General features: G+C 61.3%; 16 protein-coding genes. 8 read left to right on the top strand and 8 right to left on the bottom strand.

Features of this window, described 5'->3' with window-relative positions; genetic code table 11:
• Positions 1-38: 38 nt before the first annotated feature.
• Complete coding sequence (locus HU722_RS15420; protein WP_065873050.1) at positions 39-908, bottom strand: LysR family transcriptional regulator; 870 nt, start codon at positions 906-908, stop codon at positions 39-41.
• Positions 909-1,015: 107 nt separating this feature from the next.
• Between HU722_RS15420 and HU722_RS15415 the strand changes: the two genes are divergently transcribed.
• Positions 1,016-1,909 carry a DMT family transporter gene (locus tag HU722_RS15415; protein WP_065873051.1) on the top strand — a complete coding sequence of 298 codons (894 nt, stop codon included), beginning with the start codon at positions 1,016-1,018 and terminating at the stop codon, positions 1,907-1,909.
• A 245-nt stretch (positions 1,910-2,154) separates the two neighbouring features.
• Complete coding sequence (gene hppD / locus HU722_RS15410) at positions 2,155-3,231, top strand: 4-hydroxyphenylpyruvate dioxygenase (protein WP_065873052.1); 1,077 nt, start codon at positions 2,155-2,157, stop codon at positions 3,229-3,231.
• A gap of 55 nt (positions 3,232-3,286) precedes the next feature.
• Here hppD and rarD read toward each other — a convergent pair whose 3' ends face one another.
• The 3 genes from rarD to HU722_RS15395 all read right to left on the bottom strand — a co-directional run bounded on the left by rarD (position 3,287) and on the right by HU722_RS15395 (position 6,453).
• A complete protein-coding gene (gene rarD, locus HU722_RS15405; protein WP_065873244.1) occupies positions 3,287-4,168 on the bottom strand; it encodes an EamA family transporter RarD in 882 nt (293 codons plus the stop codon).
• Between the two features lie 291 nt (positions 4,169-4,459).
• Entirely contained in the window at positions 4,460-5,470 is a 1,011-nt protein-coding gene (locus tag HU722_RS15400) for an aldo/keto reductase (RefSeq protein ID WP_065890956.1), read from the bottom strand.
• A gap of 80 nt (positions 5,471-5,550) precedes the next feature.
• A complete protein-coding gene (locus HU722_RS15395; protein ID WP_065890957.1) occupies positions 5,551-6,453 on the bottom strand; it encodes a LysR family transcriptional regulator in 903 nt (300 codons plus the stop codon).
• 101 nt (positions 6,454-6,554) lie between these two features.
• On the opposite strand from HU722_RS15395, the gene HU722_RS15390 reads away from it, so the two are divergent.
• The gene (locus HU722_RS15390; protein WP_065890958.1) at positions 6,555-7,259 is read left to right on the top strand and encodes an SDR family oxidoreductase; all 705 of its coding nucleotides are present in this window, start codon (positions 6,555-6,557) and stop codon (positions 7,257-7,259) included.
• A gap of 95 nt (positions 7,260-7,354) precedes the next feature.
• Here HU722_RS15390 and HU722_RS15385 read toward each other — a convergent pair whose 3' ends face one another.
• Complete coding sequence (locus HU722_RS15385) at positions 7,355-8,665, bottom strand: MFS transporter (RefSeq protein ID WP_065873056.1); 1,311 nt, start codon at positions 8,663-8,665, stop codon at positions 7,355-7,357.
• Between the two features lie 160 nt (positions 8,666-8,825).
• On the opposite strand from HU722_RS15385, the gene HU722_RS15380 reads away from it, so the two are divergent.
• The 4 genes from HU722_RS15380 to HU722_RS15365 all read left to right on the top strand — a co-directional run bounded on the left by HU722_RS15380 (position 8,826) and on the right by HU722_RS15365 (position 12,855).
• Positions 8,826-9,932 (top strand): sugar diacid recognition domain-containing protein, encoded by a 1,107-nt coding sequence (locus HU722_RS15380; protein ID WP_065880536.1) that lies wholly within the window; start codon positions 8,826-8,828, stop codon positions 9,930-9,932.
• Positions 9,933-10,023: 91 nt separating this feature from the next.
• Positions 10,024-11,163 (top strand): glycerate kinase, encoded by a 1,140-nt coding sequence (locus HU722_RS15375; protein ID WP_065890959.1) that lies wholly within the window; start codon positions 10,024-10,026, stop codon positions 11,161-11,163.
• Between the two features lie 53 nt (positions 11,164-11,216).
• Complete coding sequence (locus HU722_RS15370) at positions 11,217-12,281, top strand: DUF1176 domain-containing protein (RefSeq protein ID WP_065890960.1); 1,065 nt, start codon at positions 11,217-11,219, stop codon at positions 12,279-12,281.
• A gap of 61 nt (positions 12,282-12,342) precedes the next feature.
• Entirely contained in the window at positions 12,343-12,855 is a 513-nt protein-coding gene (locus HU722_RS15365) for a GNAT family N-acetyltransferase (RefSeq protein WP_065890961.1), read from the top strand.
• Here the strand turns inward: HU722_RS15365 and HU722_RS15360 are convergent.
• From HU722_RS15360 to ccoN, 3 genes are all read right to left on the bottom strand, one after another.
• Positions 12,852-13,544, bottom strand: a complete 693-nt coding sequence (locus HU722_RS15360; RefSeq protein ID WP_065873060.1) for an aspartate/glutamate racemase family protein — start codon at positions 13,542-13,544, stop codon at positions 12,852-12,854. The two genes, HU722_RS15365 and HU722_RS15360, sit on opposite strands and share 4 nt — an antisense overlap.
• A gap of 90 nt (positions 13,545-13,634) precedes the next feature.
• Complete coding sequence (locus tag HU722_RS15355) at positions 13,635-13,844, bottom strand: cbb3-type cytochrome c oxidase subunit 3 (protein ID WP_065873061.1); 210 nt, start codon at positions 13,842-13,844, stop codon at positions 13,635-13,637.
• Position 13,845: 1 nt separating this feature from the next.
• A complete protein-coding gene (gene ccoN / locus HU722_RS15350; protein ID WP_065873062.1) occupies positions 13,846-15,273 on the bottom strand; it encodes a cytochrome-c oxidase, cbb3-type subunit I in 1,428 nt (475 codons plus the stop codon).
• Between the two features lie 177 nt (positions 15,274-15,450).
• Here ccoN and HU722_RS15345 point away from each other — a divergent pair, with 177 nt between their 5' ends.
• Entirely contained in the window at positions 15,451-15,945 is a 495-nt protein-coding gene (locus tag HU722_RS15345) for a hypothetical protein (RefSeq protein ID WP_065873063.1), read from the top strand.
• Positions 15,946-16,028 lie beyond the last annotated feature (83 nt).

The following is a 16,028-nucleotide window of genomic DNA, read 5'->3' as shown; positions in this document are numbered from 1 at the left end:
ACGCTCGCCGTACCTAGCCGTTTGGCCAGTAGCCAGCGCTACAGTTCCAGGCCTTGGGCAATGCGGATAAAGGCGAGGGTTGCGGGGGAAGACTGGCGCCGGTCCAGTACCGCCAGGCCCACTTGGCGTGGCACACGCGGTGACAGCGCGCGCTGCACATAACGCGGGTCGCACCCAGCCGGCAAGGAGGCTTGTGCCACCACGCTCACGGCCTCACCCCGGCTGACGGTTTCCAGCGTGCTCAGCAACTGTGAGCAGCGATAGCGCACGTTTGGCGTCAGCCGCGCCTCGTTGAACAGCCGCACCACCAGCTCAGTGGAGCCGGCCTCAGTCAGGGCGAAGGGTTCGCTGCACAAGTCCTTGAGGCTGACCTGTTCGCACGCGGCCAGATGATGGTCTGCGGGCAGCAGCGCAACCATCTGGTCCTCGAACAGGGCGAAGGTGTCGAAGCGTTCCTGTTCCAGCACCACAAAGCCAATATCGATACGACGCTCGTCGAGCCATTGGATAACCTGCCTGTCCGGCCCTTCGTCCACATGCACTTCAATGCCTGGGTAATCCAGGTGGAACTGGCTGAGGATCTTCGGCAGCAGGTGATTCGAGGCCGTCGGGCCAAAGGAACCGATGCGCAGCGTCCCGCGTTTCATGCCCCGCGCATCCGCCGCTTCCTGTTGCAAGGTGTTCGCCAGGCCAAGCATTGCCCGGGCGCGCCCGAGCAATTGCGCGCCAATATCACTGAGTTCCACCTGAGCCTGGTGACGCCTGAACAATGCCACGCCCAGTTCCTGTTCCAGACCCTTGATTGCATGGGACACCGCCGACTGGCTGATACCCAGGCGGTGGGCCGCGCTGGTAAAACCGTGCAGCTCGGCCACTTGGGAGAATATTTCGAGTTGGGTCAGGGTCATGAGTAATCACTCATTTTACGATGACGATGTATTACCAGAAGAATGGGCCAACCCTCAAGTCATTAGAGCCTCAGCCTGTGCATTTGCCCTCGGATCGCATCACGTATATGAAGTTGGCTGCCGTCACCATGATTTGGGGCGGTACCTTCGTGGCCGGTCGCTACCTCAGTGCGGCGATCGACCCTTTGCTCGCTGCCAGTCTGCGGTTTCTGCTAGCCAGCCTGGCATTGCTGGCGTTCATGGGGCTGGCGCGCATCCCACTGGCCCGTCCAAGCCCCGGGCAGATGGCACAACTGGTGATGCTGGGTTTTTTCGGCATCTTTTTCTACAACCTGTGTTTCTTCTACGGGTTGCAGTACATCAATGCGTCGCGGGCTTCATTGATCGTGGCGTTGAACCCGGCAGTGATCGGCCTGGCGTCCTGGTGGTTATTCAAGGATCGCCTGAACACCAGCAAAATCCTGGGTATCGCGTTATGCCTGACGGGCGCCGCCCTGGTCATCGTCAGTCGCAACCCCCAGGTGCTGAGCGAAGCAACCAACACTTGGCGTGGGGATTTACTGATCGTCGGGTGCGTAGTGGGATGGAGCGTCTACTCGCTGTTTTCCCGTGGATTGAACCAGCGCCTCGGGCCGCTGCAGACGGTGACTTGGTCGATATTGATGGGCACCGTGATGCTCACCGCAACCACGCTGATCATGGGCCGCTTCTCGGTCGAGGCGATTGGCAGCCTGCATGCCCCGCAAGTACTGAGCCTGGTGTACCTGGGCGTTTTGGGGTCGGCGCTGGCCTATATCGGCTATTACGATGGCATCCGCCAAATCGGCGCGACACGTTCCGGCGTATTTATCGCGCTCAACCCGCTAACCGCCGTGATCTCTGGCGCTTTGCTGTTGGGCGAGCCGTTGACTGCGCCGATGCTGGCCGGTGGCGCGGTGATCCTGCTCGGCATCTACCTGTGCAATAAACCCCTTGCACGTGCCAGGGCATTGGGGATTTGATAAGAGTACGGACAAATACGGTTACGCTGTGTAGAATCGATTTACGCATACAAGAATATGACTTGCGCTCACGCAAGCCTCGGCCGTCAGAGACTGATGACACCATGAAGCTACTCGGCTCCCCCCTCATCTTTGGTGATTTCCTCGCCCGCAGCGTGCGAGGCCTCTCCTGTGCGCCGCCCGTGCCTCTCATCCTTGCTGGCAATTGAAACCGTCACTACACAAGAATGATGAGGCGCCAAATCATGGCAGATCTATACGAAAACCCAATGGGCCTGATGGGCTTTGAATTCATTGAATTCGCGTCGCCGACGCCGGGCACCCTGGAGCCGATCTTCGAGATCATGGGCTTCAGCAAAATCGCGACCCACCGCTCGAAAAACGTGCACCTGTACCGTCAGGGCGAGATCAACCTGATCCTCAACAACGAACCCAACAGCATTGCCTCGTACTTTGCGGCCGAGCACGGCCCGTCGGTGTGCGGCATGGCGTTCCGCGTCAAGGACTCGCAACAGGCCTACAACCGCGCGCTTGAGCTGGGTGCGCAGCCGATTCATATCGAAACCGGCCCGATGGAATTGAACCTGCCGGCGATCAAAGGCATTGGCGGTGCGCCGCTGTACCTCATCGACCGTTTCGGCGAAGGCAGCTCGATCTATGACATCGACTTTGTGTTTCTCGAAGGAGTTGATCGCAACCCGCAAGGCGCCGGTCTCAAGGTTATCGACCACCTGACCCACAACGTCTATCGCGGGCGCATGGCCTACTGGGCCAACTTCTACGAGAAACTGTTCAACTTCCGTGAAGCGCGCTACTTCGATATCAAGGGCGAATACACCGGCCTGACCTCCAAGGCCATGAGCGCGCCGGACGGCATGATCCGCATCCCGCTGAACGAAGAGTCGTCCAAGGGCGCCGGGCAGATCGAAGAGTTCCTGATGCAGTTCAATGGTGAAGGCATCCAGCACGTGGCGTTCCTCTCTGACGATCTGGTCAAGACCTGGGACGCATTGAAGAAGATCGGCATGCGCTTCATGACCGCGCCGCCGGACACTTACTACGAAATGCTCGAAGGCCGTTTGCCAAACCACGGCGAGCCGGTGGATCAACTGCAGGCGCGCGGTATCCTGCTCGATGGTTCTTCGGTTGAGGGCGATAAGCGCCTGCTGCTGCAGATTTTCTCGGAAACCCTGATGGGCCCGGTGTTCTTCGAATTCATCCAGCGCAAGGGCGACGATGGGTTTGGCGAGGGCAACTTCAAGGCGTTGTTTGAGTCGATCGAGCGCGACCAAGTCCGCCGTGGTGTGTTGACCGCCGACTAAGCGTAAAAAAGCCCGGCCGAGGATAACCTCGGCCGGGCTTTTTATTGCCTGCCAATCAGGCGCTGCGATGACGTACCAAGTGCTTGAACCCTTCAAATACCAGCACCATCACTGCCAGCCAGATCGGAATGTAGGTCAGCCATTCGCCGCCCTTGATCCCTTCGCCCAAGATCAGCGCCACGCCGAGCAACAGTACCGGCTCTACGTAGCTGAGCAGCCCGAAGAGGCTGAACGCCAGCAAACGACTGGCGATGATGTAGCTCACCAGCGCCGACGCACTGATCAGCCCCAGCAGTGGAATCAATGCGTAGAGCTTCGGGTAGGCATCCATCGCCGCAAAACCTTGCTCGCCACTCTGCACAAACCACCAGGCCACTGGCAGCATCAGCGCCATATCCAGCCAGAGTCCACCCAGATGATCGGTCTTAAGGTATTTGCGCACGATGAAGTACATCGGGTAGCCGATGATTACCACCAACGTTGCCCAAGAGAAACCACCGGCCTGGTACAACTCGTTGAGCACCCCAAGGCCTGCAAAAAATACCGCGACCCGCTGCAAGTACGAAAGCTGTTCGCCCCACACTAGGCGGCCGGTTAGCACCATGGTGAGTGGCAACAGGAAGTAACCCACCGACACATCCAGGCTGCGCCCGTTCAACGGCGCCCACATGAACAGCCACAACTGCACGCCCAGCAAGGCCGAAGACACCAGCACACCGGCAATCAAGCGCGGCCGGTCCGCCAACATCCGCACCAACTCCCACACCCGTCGCCATTCGCCGCTGACGATCATGAATACCGTCATGCAGGGCACGGTGAGCAACATGCGCCAGCCGAAAATTTCCAGGCCGCTCAAGGGGGTCAGCAATGATGTGAAGTAATACATCACGGCAAACAACACCGAGGCCAAGACCGATAACACAACACCTTTAGACACACTGTCCTCGCGAAAACCATTGATACACAAGAGGGGGGATTTCAAGAGGGTGATTATGGTGCTTTTGGCGGGAGAGGGGTGCTCTGTTTTGGGGCGTTTTTCAGGGAAATTTCTCGTGGGGCCAACGAATTGAGCGCGGTGTTCCAGGCGAAGCAGGTTGAATGTGGGCGCTGTCGAGCCTCAGCGAGGCTGCGATAGCGCAGTGTCATGCGATGAAGATGTTGGCAATACCGCCGCCTTCGCAGCCTCGCTGGGGCTCGACAGCTCCCACATTGTGTTCACCAAAAAAGCCTAGGCGCGTGCCACGCGGCCCGAAACAAAATGCCCCACATCATTGAACCCCGGTGTGGACGCATGCCCCGGCGTCACCAGCGAATCAATGAACGCTTCATCTTCCGCCGTGATCTTCACATCCAGTGCGCCGATGTAGGCATCCCACTGCGCCTCGGTGCGTGGCCCGACAATCGCCGAACTCACCGCCGAGTTATTCAACACCCAGGCAATTGCAAACTCGACCATCCCGACGCCGCGCCCTTGGGTGTATTGCTGCATCTGCTGGGCGATGCGCAGGGACTCCACGCGCCATTCTGTTTCCAGGATGCGTTTGTCCTGGCGCGCCGCACGGCTGCCAACCTCGGGGGTCACGTCCGGGGCATATTTGCCGCTGAGCACGCCCCGCGCCAGTGGGCTGTAAGGCACCACGCCCAAACCGTAGGCAGACGCGGCGGTGATCTGCTCGACTTCGGCCTGGCGGTTGACGATGTTGTACAGCGGCTGGCTGATCACGGGTTTGTCCACGCCCAGGCGTTCGGCCACGCGAATCACTTCGGCAATGCGCCATCCCCGATAGTTGGACAAGCCCCAGTAACGGACCTTGCCCTGGCGGATCAGGTCGCCCATCGCCGACACCGTCACCTCCAGCGGCGTGTTGTGGTCCTCGCGGTGCAGGTAATAGATGTCGAGGTAATCCGTGTCCAGGCGCGTGAGGCTGGCTTCCAGTGCGTTGAAAATGCGCTTGCGACTCAGGCCGCTGCGGTTGGGAAGGCCGTCCGGCGGGCCGAACCCGACTTTGGACGCCACGATCCAGTCTTGGCGCTGCCGGGTGATAGCTTCGCCGACAATTTCCTCGGAGCGTCCGCCCGTGTAGACGTCCGCCGTGTCAATAAAATTGATGCCCTGGTCCCAGGCCTTGTCGATGATGCGCAGCGAGTCTTCGGTGTTGGTCTGTTCGCCAAACATCATGGTGCCCAGGGTCAAGGCGCTGACCTTCAAACCGGACTGGCCCAATGTGCGGTAAATCATGGATAACTCCTCAAAGCGGGAAACGTGCCCCATGCAATACCAGACTCAAAGGCTCTGGGACAAGCCCTCTAAGCGTTTCTTCAGGTGCTCAGCAAGGCCTGACAACGCACATGTAAAAAGCGATGCAGTACCTTCACCCGCTCCGATACTTGCAGGCGGTGGGGGCACATCAGGTTGAACGGCGTCGGCTCGCCTTGCCAATCAGGCAGCAAGGGCACCAGCCGACCGGCTTTGATGTCGCGGGCAATATCCAGATTGGCTTTGTAGGCGATGCCGTGACCGGCCAATGCCCAGCGCCGGACGATTTCGCCGTCATCGCTCAAGTAGTCGCCCGTGACCTCGACTTCCTGAAGCAGCGCACCCTGGCGAAAGTACCAGGTACTGTTGGCCCGCCCCTGACGCATGTAGCGCAGCGTGTTGTGTTGCGCCAGATCGGCCGGTGTTCGGGGCGTGCCATGGCGCGCCAGGTAATCCGGGCTGGCACAGGGGATGCGGTGGTGATCGGGCACCACCGGCAGTGCCACGAGGCTGGAGTCCCGGGGTACGCCAAAACGCAAGGCAATGTCCACGGTGTCGCGGAACAGGTCGGCATTGCTGTCGTTGAGCAGCAACTGCAGGCGGATGTTGGGGTGTTCGCGCTTGAACTCATCCAGCCAGCCCAGCAGCACATTGCGCCCGAAATCCGACGGCGCCGCCAGTTGCAGCAAGCCGCTGAGGCTGTGGCCCTGCTGCCTGATCGCCTGTTCGCCCTCAGCCAGTGCTTCCAGCGCCACGCGCACGCTCTCGAGGTAGCGCCGGCCTTCCTCGGTCAGCCGCATGCTCCGCGTGGAGCGCGCCAGTAACCGGATGCCCAACCGGGTTTCCAGGCGCTTGAGGGCGATGCTCGCTGCCGCTGGAGTCAAGCCCAAGCCTCGTGCAGCGGCAGACAGGCTGCCGGTGTCAGCGGTGCGCACAAAGACTTCAAGGTCGAGGGTCGAGCTCATTTGTAAAAATCCTTTAAAGATCTTGTCGTTTTACCGGGATTTTTCGCTGATTGCCAAGCTGGGAAGATGAACACTCACTTTTTCAATCAGGAATCTTCCCCATGGCTTCTTCCTTAAACGGCAAAACCGTCATCGTGATCGGCGGCAGCAGCGGTATTGGCGCGGCAGTCGCCAAGGCCGCCGCCGCGCGTGGTGCACAGGTGGTAGTTGCCGGGCGCCGCTTGGCGCGTGGCGTCGAAAACGGCCTGCGCAGCGAACCGGTGGACGTCACCGATACCGCGTCGCTGCAACGCCTGTTTGAAGGCGTGGGGCGCTTTGATCACCTGGTCTATACCTCCGGGCCGAGCGTACGCGCCAAGAGCTTGCTCGAAACCGACTTGCTCGAGGCTCAGGACAACTTCAACGTGAAGCTGTGGGGCTCGCTGCGGGCTGTCCAGCAGGCACTGCCATTTCTCGACGAACACGGCAGCATCTGCCTGACCTCCGGGCAATTGGGTCGAAAACTGGTGCCTGGGCAGTTCATCAAGGTCGGCATCAATGCCGCGACCGAAGCGCTGGGCAAGCAATTGGCCAAGGAGTTGGCACCGCGTCGGGTCAATGTGATCTGCCCGGGGGTGATTGATACGCCAGCGTATGCAGGGTTGGCTGAAGACCAGCGTCTGGCCATGTTTGCCAAGGCGGGCGATGGGTTGCCGGTTGGCCGGGTAGGGCAGGCGGAAGAGGTGGCGGCGGGGTATGTATTGGCCATGGAAAACGGCTTTCTGACCGGCGCCGTCATCGACATCGACGGCGGCGGCCAGCTGTAAACACCGGACAACAATGTGGGAGCTGGCTTGCCTGCGATAGCGGTAGTGAATTCACCACCGCTATCGCAGGCAAGCCAGCTCCCACACGGACTGCATTAAGCCTTCAAGGTACGCGTCATCCGCAACGCCAACACACTGCCCCCGACAATCACCGCCGCGAGCAGGTACAGCGCCATATCGGTAGACCCGGTGGCATCCTTCACAAACCCAACGATATACGGGCTGAGAAAGCCAGCCATCTGGCCCATGGAGTTGATCAACGCCAACCCGCCCGCCGCCGCGCCTGCACTGAGCATGGCGGTCGGCACCGGCCAGAACATCGGCAGGCCGGTGAGGGCGCCCATGGTGGCGATGGTCAGGCCGAGAATTGCAATCGCCGGGGTGGTGGCGAAATTCACCGCAATCACCAGGCCGATCGCGCCCATCAACATGGGCACCACCAAGTGCCAGCGCCGCTCTTTGCGCAGGTCCGCAGAGCGCCCCACCAGCAACATGAACACCGCCGCCAGTAGGTACGGAATGGCGCTGAGCCAGCCGATCACCAGGTTATCGCTGAAACCCAGGCTCTTGATGATCGACGGCAGCCAGAAGTTAATGGCGTACACGCCGCTCTGGATGCAGAAGTAGATCAGGCCGAACGCCCAGATCGCCGGGTTCTTGAACACCTCAGCCAGGGAGTCGGTGGTGGTTTTGGGTTTGTTCGCCAGGTCGGTGGCCTGGTCGGCTTCCAGCACCGCACGCTCGTGGGGCTTGAGCCACTTGGCATTGGCAAAGCTGTCGCTGAGCAGAAAGTAGGCGAGGGCGCCCAGGATTACGGTCGGAATGCCCTGCAGCAGGAACATCCACTGCCAGCCCGCGAGGCCACCTTGGCCGGCGGCGAAGTGGTTGAGGATCCAGCCGGAAAACGGGCTGCCGAGCAAACCGGAGACCGGGATCGCCGACATGAACAGCGCCATGATCCGCCCACGGCGGAACGTCGGGAACCACTGCGAGAGGTACAGCACCACACCGGGGAAGAAGCCGGCTTCAGCCGCACCGGTAAACAGGCGCAGGGTGTAGAAATGCGTCGGCGTGGTGACGAACAGCAGGCAAGTGGACAGCGTGCCCCAGACAATCATCATCAATGCAATCCAGCGGCGCGGACCGAACCGGGTCAACGCCAGGTTGCTCGGTACGCCACACAGCACGTAGCCGATAAAGAAGATCCCGGCGCCGAGGCCATACACGGTTTCGCTGAATTTCAAGGCATCGAGCATCTGCAGTTTGGCAAAGCCAACGTTTACCCGGTCGAGGTAATTGAACAGGTAGCAGATGAATATGAAGGGGATCAGGCGCAGGGTGATGCGCTTGTAGATGGCGTTTTTATCGTCATCGGTGGCCAGTGCGGTAGCGGCGCTCTGTGACATGGCGTTCTCTCTTTATTATGATTTTTCGCGATGCGAGGGTAACGTTGATCGCCCAAAGAGTCTCGGCCACCTGGCAGGCTGCTGTCTTTGTGCTCGCGCACAGCGAACCCTGCTTTGCGCTGTGCCTATGAACAACCCGCTTTCCAAGGAATTTAGCCCCATGTTCGAGCTGGATCATGACCTGGCGCAGAATATCGTCGATCGCACCATGGCGATTCTGCCCTACAACGTCAACGTCATGGACAGCCAGGGCCTGATTCTTGGCAGCGGTGAGCCTGAGCGTATCAACACCCGTCATGAAGGCGCGCAACTGGTGCTCGCCAATGGCCGCGTGGTGGAAATCGATGGTCAGACCGCCAAGCACCTCAAGGGCGTGCAACCGGGCATCAACCTGCCGCTGATGCACGACCAGCGCCTGATTGGCGTGCTGGGCATTACCGGCGAACCGGAAGGCCTGCGCACCTACGCCGAACTGGTGCGCATGACCGCCGAAATGCTGGTGAGCCACCGCCACCAGCAGGCGGAGCAGCAATGGCGGCGTCAGCGTTGTGATGACCTGCTCGCCTTGCTGCTGGCCGAAACCGGCGACTCGCCGCGCCTGGTGGATGAAGCCCAACAGTTGGGCCTCAAACCGCAGCTGGCGCGCACGCCCTACCTGTTTGAGCTGGGCGCGGGGCAATCGGCAGAGGCCTTGAGTGCCTGGCTGACCTCACGTTATCCGGACAGCTGGTGTGTCAGCTCGGCGCAATATTCACTGCTGTGGTGCCGGCCGGCGGCGGTACAGGTCGATAATCCTCGCCTGCTGGAAAAACTCGAAGGGCTGGGCTGGAATATCCTCCGCGTGGCCGTTGGCGGGCAAGCGGACGGGCTGGCTGGGTTGCGCCGCTGCTATCGACGCGTGGGTGACCTGCTCGCCTATGGTCGCGATGTATTGCCGCAGTCGCGCTTGCTGACGCTCAACCGTTATCGCCTGCCGGTGATGCTCTGGCGCCATCGCAACGACGATGCCCTCGACGAGTTGCTCAACCCGCTGCGCAAAGTCCTCGCCAAGGACAGCAACGGCCAACTGCTGGCAACGCTGCGCAGTTGGTGCGAACACGATGGGCAAAGCCAGGCCTGTGCCGATGCGCTGGGCATTCACCGCAACAGCCTGCGTTACCGCATGGAACGCATCGCCGAACTCAGTGGTGTCGACCCGCTGACCCTCGACGGCATGCTCGCGCTCTATCTGGGCGTGCAGTTGCTGCCCCAGGCTTTGTCGGAATGAACAACAAAGCGCAGCCGTACTTGTGCATTGGACCGGCGTCAGCGGCGGTGCCAACTGGCAGCATGGGCGTTATAAAAACTGGAGAAAGCCCATGAAAATCATCATCGCCCCCGACTCGTTCAAGGACAGCCTGAGTGCCGAGGGCGTGGCCCAGGCCATTGCGGCCGGGTTGGCCCAGGTCTGGCCGGATGCACAATTGGTCCAGTGCCCGATGGCGGACGGTGGTGAAGGCACAGTTGAAGCGGTACTCGCCGCGTGCAATGGCCAACTGCGTCGCCAGACCGTCCGGGGTCCGCTGGGCGCCACGGTCGAGGCGAACTGGGGCTGGCTGGCCGACAGCCACACCGCCATCATCGAAATGGCCGAAGCCAGTGGCCTGCAACTGGTCCCGTCGGGCCAGCGCGATGCATGCACAACCACCACATACGGCACCGGCGAACTGATCCGCGCAGCCCTGGATGCCGGTGCCCAGCGCATCATCCTGGCGATTGGCGGCAGTGCCACCAACGATGGCGGCGCGGGTGCGATGCAGGCGCTCGGCGTGCAACTGTTCGACGCCGCAGGCCAAGCGCTGCCCCCCGGTGGTCTCGCCTTGGCTCGCCTGGCACAGATCCGCCTTGAACAACTCGACCCGCGCCTGGCGCAGGTGAGCTTCGACATCGCTGCCGACGTCAACAACCCGCTGTGTGGCCCCCACGGTGCCTCGGCGATATTCGGCCCGCAAAAGGGCGCGACTCCCGAGCAAGTCCAACTACTGGACGGCGCCCTCGGCCACTTCGCCGACCACTGCGCCCAGGTGCTGCCCAAGGATGTGCGCGACGAACCCGGCAGCGGCGCCGCCGGCGGCCTGGGCTTTGCCGCCAAAGCGTTCCTGGGTGCACAGTTCCGTGCCGGTGTGGAGGTGGTTGCCGAACTGGTTGGCCTGGATGCAGCCATACGTGGCGCCGACCTGGTGATCACCGGCGAAGGCCGCTTCGACGCCCAGACCTTGCGGGGCAAAACGCCGTTCGGTGTGGCGCGTATTGCCCAACAACACAACGTGCCGGTGATTGTGGTTGCGGGCACATTGGGCGAAGGCTACGAACAGATGTACGCCCACGGCGTGGACGCCGCATTCGCCTTGCCTTCCGGGCCGATGAGCCTAGAGCAGGCGTGCAGTGAGGCGCCGCGTCTGTTGAGTGAGCGCGCAGCGGACATCGCGCGGGTATGGCGCACCGCTTCCAGGCACTGACGTAACGCCCCATACATGGGACAATCCGCGTCTTTTCGACACGGAGAGTCCCCATGCTGCGCCCCGCACTCCTGGCCCTGATACTGACCGGCACCCCCGCGCCAGCCTTCGCACAACCCCCCTCGGAAACCGTACCACTGCTGCGGGAAATCAAGGAATGGGTGGTCGGTTGCGACAACTTGCGCAACTGCCATGCCCTCAGCGCACCCAGCGGCGTTGATGAAGAAGACTACAGCTCGCTGACGTTGCACCTCTGGCACCAGGCCGGTCCAAAGGGGTATCTGCGTCTGCGCTTCGATCACCGTGGTGAAGCCGTGGACCTTTCCACCTTGCTGCTGGACGGTCAGCCGCTGGGCCTGGCGTTGACCCGCGATTTGCACGTTGAGTTGGACGATCAGGGCGGGGATCCCGAGGTGCAGTCCTATGGGGTGATTGAGGACGCTTCGGCGCGGCGCTGGTTACAGCGTTTGCGCAACGGTCAGCGACTGCAGTTGCCAGGCGATGAGCACGCGCACGTGTCATTGAGCGGGCTGAGTGCTTCGCTGCTGTTAATGGATGCGGTGCAGGGGCGCGTGGATAACGTAACGGCGCTGGCCCGACCCGGTAAGGGCGCTGCCAATGAGGTACCGCCACGCCTGCCGACGCCGGTGCTGCGCAAATTTGTTTCACCGCCGCCGTTAAACGCGCAGGAGCAGGCGGGCCTGGTAGCGGTCGCGTTGAAGGCGGCCACGCCCGAGGAGGGTGACGCCGAAGCACAAGCAGGTGCCTTGACGGCGCAGCAAGCGATGACCGTGGTGAGGTACGACTGTGCGGCCTACAACTGTGAGTACGACGTCAACAGCCGCCAGCGACAAGCGCCCTACACAGAAACGCCTCTCAATGTGCAGCCGTTGCCCCTGGATGGCGCCGCGCTGCAAGGCTCGGTGTGGTATGACGAAGCCTCCGGCACCCTGAGTTATTTCTACAAGCAGCGTGGAGTCGGTGATTGTGGTGGCGCAGGTTCCTGGGTGTTTGACGGCGAGCGTTTCCAGCTCAGCGAGTTTCACATCATGCCGCGCTGCACCGGGGTCGCTTCGGGGGATTGGCCGGCATTGTGGTCGACCACGCCGGCGCCCTAGCCATCGGGCAGGCTTGGCCCCTACACTGGCCGGCCACGTGTCTTTCAAAGGATGAAACACCATGCACACACCTGAACCCCACATCGTGATCCAGCGCTTCACCGAGGCCCACCTGGAGGGCGTCGCAGCGCTCTATAACGAACCGGCGGTGTGCCGTCAGGTGCTGCAAATGCCTTTTCAGTCGGTCGAGGCGTGGCGCAACAAGCTGGTCCAGGACAACGAGCGCCGTCTCCAGCTGGTGGCCGTGCACGGCGGTGAAGTGATCGGCCAGCTTGGCCTGGAACAATACCAGCGTGTACGCCGGGCCCACGTCGGTTCCTTCGGCATGGGCGTAGCGACGGCGTGGCAGGGCAAGGGGGTTGGCTCCCGGTTGTTGACGGCCGCGCTGGACGTCGCCGACAACTGGATGAACCTGCGCCGAGTAGAACTTACCGTGTACGCCGACAACGAAGCGGCGCAAGGGCTGTACCGTAAGTTCGGCTTCGAGGTCGAAGGCGTATTGCGCGATTACGCCCTGCGCGACGGCCAGTTTGTCGATACCGTGAGCATGGCGCGCCTGCGCACCTCGGCTTAGTCCTGCAAGGCAAACGCCACCGCAGCCTGCGCATGCAGCTCGGTGGTGTCCAGCAATGGCAGGTCGCTGTGCTCCGGCTTGATCAGTAGGCTGATTTCCGTGCAACCGAGGATGATCGCCTGGGCGCCACGTGCGGCCAGGGACTCGATCACACCTTGGTAAACCTTGCGTGACGCGTCACTGATCACGCCAACACACAACTCCTCATAGATGATCCGGTGCACGGCCTGGCGCTCGTCCACCTCAGGCACCAGCACGGTCAACCCCTGGGCGGCCAGACGCGACTTGAGAAAGTCCTGCTCCATGGTGAACGCGGTGCCCAGCAAACCGACCGTCAGCGTGCCGGCGTCCACCGCAGCCGCACCCGCCGCATCGGCAATATGCAGGAACGGAATCGACACCGCGGCTTCAATACGTGGCGCCACCAAATGCATCGTGTTGGTACACAGCACGACACAGTCAGCACCGCCCGCCTGCAAGCGGCGTGCGGCCTCTTCCAGAATCAGCGCGGCGTCATCCCAGCGGCCGGCGTGTTGGGCCTGTTCCACCGGGCCGAAATCCACGCTGTACATCAACAGTTGCGCCGAGCGCAGCGGGCCGAGCGTGTCGCGCACGCGTTGGTTAATGATGCGGTAGTACTCGGCGCTGGACTCCCAGCTCATGCCGCCGATAAGGCCGATGGTGCGCATGCGATGCTCCTGACACGGAAAGTCGCTTCACCTTACGCATTGACGCCTGGATAGTCATACGCAGTTGGCCGCGAAATGACCGGTGCAGTTTCACATGTCCAGATTGGCCCAGCCCGGCTTGGCCTCTTCCGGCGCCACCGCGTTGATCTGCTTGCCAGTCGCCTGCTCCACGCGCCGCGCCGCCTCCGGGTCATCGGCGAAAGGCATCAAGCTGGCGTCGTCCAGGCTCTTGTCCGTCTGACCGCGCAAGCAGTACTCCACCGCGCCATACAGGCACGCCACCATCAGCAAACCCCACATATCAGGCGATCCGCGCATCAAGCTGGGCCAGTTTCAAGTCCGCGACGCGTACCGTGCGCCAGGTGTTGTAGGCCATCAACACCATCCCGGTGAGAAAGAACACGCCACCGGCAAACCGCACCACAAAACCCGGATGACTGGCCTGCAAGGCTTCGACAAACGAGTAGGTGAGGGTGCCGTCATCGTTGATGGCCCGCCACATCAGGCCCTGGGTAATGCCATTGACCCACATCGAGGCGATGTACAGCACGGTGCCAATGGTTGCCAACCAGAAATGCAGGTTGATCAGCGCCACGCTGTGCATCTGCTCGCGGCCGAACACCTTCGGGATCATGTGATACAGCGAGCCGAAGGTGATCATCGCCACCCAGCCCAGTGCCCCGGCGTGCACGTGGCCGATGGTCCAGTCGGTGTAGTGGGAGAGGGCATTGACGGTCTTGATCGCCATCATCGGCCCTTCGAAGGTCGACATCCCGTAGAACGCCAGGGACAACACCAGGAAACGCAGGATCGGGTCGGTGCGCAATTTATGCCAGGCACCCGACAAGGTCATCATGCCGTTGATCATCCCGCCCCAGCTCGGTGCCAGCAGAATCAACGACATTGCCATGCCCAGGGACTGCGCCCAATCAGGCAGGGCGGTGTAGTGGAGGTGGTGCGGCCCGGCCCAGATATACAGGGTGATCAGCGCCCAGAAATGCACGATCGACAAGCGATAGGAGTACACCGGGCGCCCGACTTGTTTCGGTACGAAGTAGTACATCATCCCCAGAAAGCCAGTGGTCAGGAAAAACCCTACGGCGTTATGCCCATACCACCACTGCACCATGGCATCCGTCGCCCCGGAATACACCGGGTATGACTTGAACCAGTCCACCGGGATCGCCAGGTGGTTGACCACATGCAGCATGGCGATCACCAAGATGAATGCGCCGAAAAACCAGTTGCCCACATAGATGTGTTTGGTTTTGCGCCGCACCACGGTGGTGAAAAACACAAGGGCATAGGCCACCCACACCACGGTCATCCACACCGCGCCGGAGAACTCGATCTCGGCGTACTCCTTGGTGGTGGTGTAGCCCAGCGGCAGGCTGATCAACATGATCACGATCACCGACTGCCAACCCCAAAAGGTAAACGCGGCGAGGCGGTCGGAAAACAACCGTACCTGGCAGGTGCGCTGTACCGCGTAATAGCTGGCGGCAAACTGCGCACTGCCGGCAAAGCCAAAGATCACCAGGCTGGTGTGCAAGGGGCGCAAGCGGCCAAAGGTGGTCCAGGGTAAATCCAGGTTCATTTCCGGCCAGACCAGTTGCGAGGCGATCCACACACCCATGGCCATGCCGACCACGCCCCAGACGATGGTGGCGATAACGAATTGGCGGACGACTTTATAGTTATAGGCCTGCCCGATTGTTGCTGTGCTCATGCTCAGTCCTCCCACGGTTCCAAGTGGCGGCACTGTAGGAAGCGTGGGTAAAACAAAACAGACTCAGAGGAACCTCATTGCAGCGGATCAGTTGCTTTGCCAGCGTTAGTCGCACGGCCGACCACCGCATCTGCCATGATTGAGCTTCGCAACCTGGCTCACCGGAGGAGATCCGCAATGGACGATGTACAGCAACTGGGCGAGATGCTTCGTCATTACGCCGATAGCGAAGCGCATAAAAAACAGCAATTCGACGTGCAGTCGGCCCGCTGGGCGCAAAAACTCGACGCGTTGTTCGGGCAGATCGAGCAATGGCTGGAACCGGTGAAAACGGTGGGGTTGCTTGAAGTGCACCGAGAGCCTTACGTGGCCAGCGGCCCAAGCATCCCGGTGGAGACGTCGACCTTCAAGACCGAGAAACTGACCGTGCAGATCACCGGCAAACCGGTGGAGTTCGTGCCGGATGTGATGGGGGTGGGTGGGTTGATCTCCGTCTCCGTAATGGGTTTGACCGCCGCGCGGCATGGCAGCGTTTCCCTGGTGTTGCCTGCGGATAAAAACGATTGGCTGTGGAAGAAGACCAATGGCCTTAAAGACCCGGACACGTTCGGCTTTGACGCGAACTTCCTGGCGTCGCAGTTGCAGAGCCTGATTCCTCGCGAACGCGCCTGAACGGCAGGTGGTTGGAGCAGGGCTATTTGCCCAGGATTAGCTATACCTACAGCTCAATGTTCCAACGCCGACCGCCAGGGAGT

It is taken from the genome of Pseudomonas tritici, from assembly GCF_014268275.3.
Lineage (GTDB): Bacteria > Pseudomonadota > Gammaproteobacteria > Pseudomonadales > Pseudomonadaceae > Aquipseudomonas > Aquipseudomonas tritici.
Note: the sequence above shows the minus strand (reverse complement) of the source record. Positions and strands in the feature narration are given on the sequence as shown.

Bases quoted from the DNA above. Each gene is read 5' to 3' on its own strand.
- HU722_RS15420 (WP_065873050.1), bottom strand. From the start codon at position 908: ATGACCCTGACCCAACTCGAAATATTCTCCCAAGTGGCCGAGCTGCAC.
- HU722_RS15415 (WP_065873051.1), top strand. From the start codon at position 1,016: ATGAAGTTGGCTGCCGTCACCATGATTTGGGGCGGTACCTTCGTGGCC.
- hppD (WP_065873052.1), top strand. From the start codon at position 2,155: ATGGCAGATCTATACGAAAACCCAATGGGCCTGATGGGCTTTGAATTC.
- HU722_RS15400 (WP_065890956.1), bottom strand. From the start codon at position 5,470: ATGATTTACCGCACATTGGGCCAGTCCGGTTTGAAGGTCAGCGCCTTG.
- HU722_RS15395 (WP_065890957.1), bottom strand. From the start codon at position 6,453: ATGAGCTCGACCCTCGACCTTGAAGTCTTTGTGCGCACCGCTGACACC.
- HU722_RS15390 (WP_065890958.1), top strand. From the start codon at position 6,555: ATGGCTTCTTCCTTAAACGGCAAAACCGTCATCGTGATCGGCGGCAGC.
- HU722_RS15385 (WP_065873056.1), bottom strand. From the start codon at position 8,665: ATGTCACAGAGCGCCGCTACCGCACTGGCCACCGATGACGATAAAAAC.
- HU722_RS15380 (WP_065880536.1), top strand. From the start codon at position 8,826: ATGTTCGAGCTGGATCATGACCTGGCGCAGAATATCGTCGATCGCACC.
- HU722_RS15375 (WP_065890959.1), top strand. From the start codon at position 10,024: ATGAAAATCATCATCGCCCCCGACTCGTTCAAGGACAGCCTGAGTGCC.
- HU722_RS15370 (WP_065890960.1), top strand. From the start codon at position 11,217: ATGCTGCGCCCCGCACTCCTGGCCCTGATACTGACCGGCACCCCCGCG.
- HU722_RS15365 (WP_065890961.1), top strand. From the start codon at position 12,343: ATGCACACACCTGAACCCCACATCGTGATCCAGCGCTTCACCGAGGCC.
- HU722_RS15360 (WP_065873060.1), bottom strand. From the start codon at position 13,544: ATGCGCACCATCGGCCTTATCGGCGGCATGAGCTGGGAGTCCAGCGCC.
- HU722_RS15355 (WP_065873061.1), bottom strand. From the start codon at position 13,844: ATGTGGGGTTTGCTGATGGTGGCGTGCCTGTATGGCGCGGTGGAGTAC.
- ccoN (WP_065873062.1), bottom strand. From the start codon at position 15,273: ATGAGCACAGCAACAATCGGGCAGGCCTATAACTATAAAGTCGTCCGC.
- HU722_RS15345 (WP_065873063.1), top strand. From the start codon at position 15,451: ATGGACGATGTACAGCAACTGGGCGAGATGCTTCGTCATTACGCCGAT.